This is a genomic window from Stecheria intestinalis (assembly GCF_009696165.1).
Taxonomy (GTDB): domain Bacteria; phylum Bacillota_I; class Bacilli_A; order Erysipelotrichales; family Erysipelotrichaceae; genus Bulleidia; species Bulleidia intestinalis.
In genome coordinates this window covers 1-4,334 of sequence record NZ_VUMN01000058.1, presented here as the reverse complement: position 1 = coordinate 4,334, position 4,334 = coordinate 1, and the positions used below count along the sequence as shown (strand labels likewise).

Sequence of the window (4,334 nt, the reverse complement as noted above, 5' to 3'; positions counted from 1 at the left end):
TGCTCCAGAGTAACATAAAAAAAAGAGGAAGAGCAGAAGCTCTTCCATCGATTACCCGGCAGCGTGCTTGTTTCACTGAGGTCCGCTCAGCTATTTTCGCCCCTGCAGTGCTTAACTTCTGTGTTCGGGATGGGAACAGGTGTGACCACTGCGGTATCGTCACCGGATTTCTTCCAGAGATTGCTCCCTGAAAACTGAATAACAGATTTCTCCAGACTTCAGACTGCTTCGTCTTTCCGTATTGTGGCGTTCTCTCGTGTGATTAAATCTTCGACCTATTAGGATCAGTCAGCTCAATGCCTCACGGCACTTACACCTCTGACCTATCAACCTCGTCGTCTTCAAGGGGTCTTATTTCTTTCGAAGGGAAGTCTCATCTTGGAGTTGGTTTCGCGCTTAGATGCCTTCAGCGTTTATCTCAGCCGTTCTCAGCTATCCAGCTGTGCCACTGGCGTGACAACTGGTGCACCGTAGGAACGTCCATCCTGGTCCTCTCGTACTAGGGACAGCTCTCCTCAAACTTCCAACGCCCACAACAGATAGGGACCAAACTGTCTCACGACGTTTTGAACCCAGCTCGCGTACCGCTTTAATGGGCGGACAGCCCAACCCTTGGAAGCGAATTCACCTCCAGGATGCGATGAGCCGACATCGAGGTGCCAAACCTCCCCGTCGATGTGAACTCTTGGGGGAGATCAGCCTGTTATCCCCAGGGTAGCTTTTATCCGTTAAGCGACGGCCATTCCATTCTGCACCGCCGGATCACTAATTCCGACTTTCGTCCCTGCTCGACCTGTTTGTCTCGCAGTCAAGCACTCTTCTGCATTTACGCTCGACGAATGATTTCCAACCATTCTGAGAGTACCTTTGAGCGCCTCCGTTACTCTTTGGGAGGCGACCGCCCCAGTCAAACTGCCCATCTGCCACGGTCCCATACCCGGTTTACGGTATATAGTTAGAATTTCAGTTAAATAAGAGTGGTATCCCAACGGTGACTCCTCTGATCCCGAAGGACCAGTCTCAATGTCTCCCACCTATTCTGTGCATAGTTAACCGAAACTCAATAGCAGACTACAGTAAAGCTCCATGGGGTCTTTCCGTCTAGTTGCGGGTAACCTGCATCTTCACAGGTACTAAGATTTCACCGAGTCTGCTGCCGAGACAGTGCCCAAATCATTACACCTTTCGTGCGGGTCAGAACTTACCTGACAAGGAATTTCGCTACCTTAGGACCGTTATAGTTACGGCCGCCGTTCACTGGGGCTTCAATTCAGCGCTTCGGATTGCTCCTGACACATCCTTTTGACCTTCCAGCACCGGGCAGGTGTCACCCCCTATACTTCGCCTTACGGCTTAGCAGAGAGCTATGTTTTAGTTAAACAGTTGCTAGGGCCTATTTACTGTGACTCTTTCGAGTACCCCTTATAGCTAACGTACGGGGTCAAATTGCAGAGTTCCTTGGCAACAGTTCTCTCGCTCAGCTGAGGCTACTCGCCTCGTCCACCTGTGTCGGTTTTGGTACGGGCCGCTCACGAATTAACACTAGAAGCTTTTCCTGAGAGCTGGTATCGTACATTTCACTACTTGCTTGCGCGTTCGCTTGGTTCATGTCTTCCATTCCGCTGACGGATTTGCCTGTCAGCCTGCTATACACATGCCCTGCCCAATCCATTAAGGACTAGTACTAACCTTCTCTGTCACTCCATCATTTCGTGCGCGGGCGCAGGAATATCAACCTGCTCGTCATCGGCTACGCCTCTCGGCCTCGCCTTAGTTCCCGGCTTACCCAGGGCGGACGAACCTTCCCCTGGAAACCTTGGACATACGCTGTGCAGGATTCTCACCTGCATCTCGCTACTCACACCGGCATTCTCACTTCCGGACGCTCCACGACTCCTTACGGTATCGCTTCAATGCGGTCCGGAACGCTCCCCTACCACTTGATTTGCATCAAATCCATAGATTCGGTACTATGCTTAGCCCCGGTAAATTTTCGGCGCAGAGATACTCGACTAGTGAGCTGTTACGCACTCTTTCAAGGATGGCTGCTTCTGAGCCAACCTCCTAGCTGTTTATGCGTCTCCACATCCTTTCCCACTTAGCATAGATTTTGGGACCTTATCTGATGATCTGGGCTGTTTCCCTTTTGACCACGGACCTTATCACTCGCAGTCTGACTGCCGGGTATTGCTTCATGGCATTCGGAGTTTGATTTCAATTGGTATGGCTAGATGCCACCCGCATGAATTCAGTGCTCTACCTCCATCAAGTTTCACCCAACGCTAGCCCTAAAGCTATTTCGGGGAGAACCAGCTATCGCTGCGTTCGATTGGAATTTCTCCGCTAATCACAAGTCATCCGCCAGCTTTTCAACGAGGGTCGGTTCGGTCCTCCAGTTGGAATCACCCAACCTTCAACCTGCTCATGACTAGATCACTACAGCTTCGGGTCTATCCCTGCATACTTAACACCCTGTTAAGATTCGCTTTCGCTGCGGCTCCGCATTGTCTGCTTAACCTCGCATGCAAGGATAACTCGCCGGTTCATTCTACAAAAGGCACGCCATCACACATGAATGTGCTCTGACTTCTTGTAAGCATACGGTTTCAGGATCTCTTTCACTCCGCTCCCGCGGTTCTTTTCATCTTTCCCTCATGGTACTGGTGCACTATCGGTCATATAGGAGTATTTAGCCTTACCGGATGGTCCCGGTTGCTTCCGACAGGGTTCCACGTGCCCCGTCGTACTCAGGATCCCGCTCGCCTCGCTTCGGATTTCGTCTACGGGAGCTGCACCCTCTTCGCTGTGCCTTTCAATGCACTTCGACTATCCTTCGCTCATAACTTATCGCGGTCCTTCAACCCCAGCCCTAAGACTGGTTTAGGCTGCTCCGATTTCGCTCGCCACTACTCTCGGAATCACTGTTGTTTTCTTTTCCTCCAGGTACTAAGATGTTTCAATTCCCTGGGTTCTCTTCTCTGGCTTTATGTATTCTGCCAGGATGCCTGAACATTACTTCAGGCGGGTTTCCCCATTCGGATACCCCCGGATCGTTGCCTGTTTACGACTCCCCGAGGCGTTTCGCCGTTCACTGCGTCCTTCTTCTGCTCTATATGCCAAGACATCCGCCGTACGCTCTTGCTTATTTAATCTTTTTAGAGAACTGCTTCCAAGTTTCTTCCGCCATTCAATAGACTGGCTTCCAAACTTGGTTTTCTTCAACTATACAGAAAGACTTTCTTGCTGTCTTTCTATCTGTTTGTTTGTTTCTTCTGTTATTCAGTTTTCAAAGAACAATTGAGATATCCTTTCAGATCTCTCAAAACTGACCAGGAATTTCCGCTACGTGGGAAAAACGTTTCTTGTACTTCCTTTTTTTCTCCTTAGAAAGGAGGTGATCCATCCCCACGTTCTCGTAGGGATACCTTGTTACGACTTGACCCCAATCATCAGCCCTACCTTCGACGGCTCCTTCCTTGCGGTTAGGCCACCGGCTTCGGGTATTGCCAACTCTCATGGTATGACGGGCGGTGTGTACAAGGCCCGAGAACGTATTCACCGCGGCATGCTGATCCGCGATTACTAGCGATTCCAGCTTCATGAAGTCGGGTTGCAGACTTCAATCCGAACTGAGACGTACTTTAAGAGATTTGCTTCACTTCGCAGTGTCGCTCCTCGTTGTATACGCCATTGTAGTACGTGTGTAGCCCAGGCCATAAGGGGCATGATGATTTGACGTCATCCCCACCTTCCTCCGGTTTATCACCAGCAGTCTCTTCAGAGTCCCCAACTTAATGATGGTAACTGAAGACAAGGGTTGCGCTCGTTGCGGGACTTAACCCAACATCTCACGACACGAGCTGACGACAACCATGCACCACCTGTCTCCTTGATAACCTCGGATGTATCTCTACACCTCTGCAAGGGATGTCAAGGCCTGGTAAGGTTCTTCGCGTTGCGTCGAATTAAACCACATACTCCACCGCTTGTGCGGGCCCCCGTCAATTCCTTTATGTTTCACACTTGCGTGCATACTCCACAGGCGGAATGCTTATTGCGTTGGCTGCAGCACCGGGTCGCCCCGATACTTAGCATTCATCGTTTACAGCGTGGACTACTAGGGTATCTAATCCTATTTGCTCCCCACGCTTTCGTGCCTCAGCGTCAGTTACTGTCTAGAAAGCCGCCTTCGCCACCGGTATTCCTCCATATATCTACGCATTTTACCGCTACACATGGAATTCTACTTTCCTCTCCAGTACTCTAGCCTCCCAGTATCTAAGGCTTTATGGGGTTAAGCCCCACGCTTTCACCTTAAACTTAAAAGGCCGCCT

3 rRNA genes are annotated in these 4,334 nt (G+C 50.4%); all 3 read right to left on the bottom strand.

The annotated features are described in order from the left end of the window. Positions 1-53: 53 nt before the first annotated feature. Positions 54-167 (bottom strand): 5S ribosomal RNA (gene rrf, locus FYJ51_RS13250). A 91-nt stretch (positions 168-258) separates the two neighbouring features. Then, positions 259-3,152, bottom strand: a 23S ribosomal RNA gene (locus tag FYJ51_RS13245). A 235-nt stretch (positions 3,153-3,387) separates the two neighbouring features. Then, positions 3,388-4,334 (bottom strand): 16S ribosomal RNA (locus FYJ51_RS13240); the annotation flags it as partial.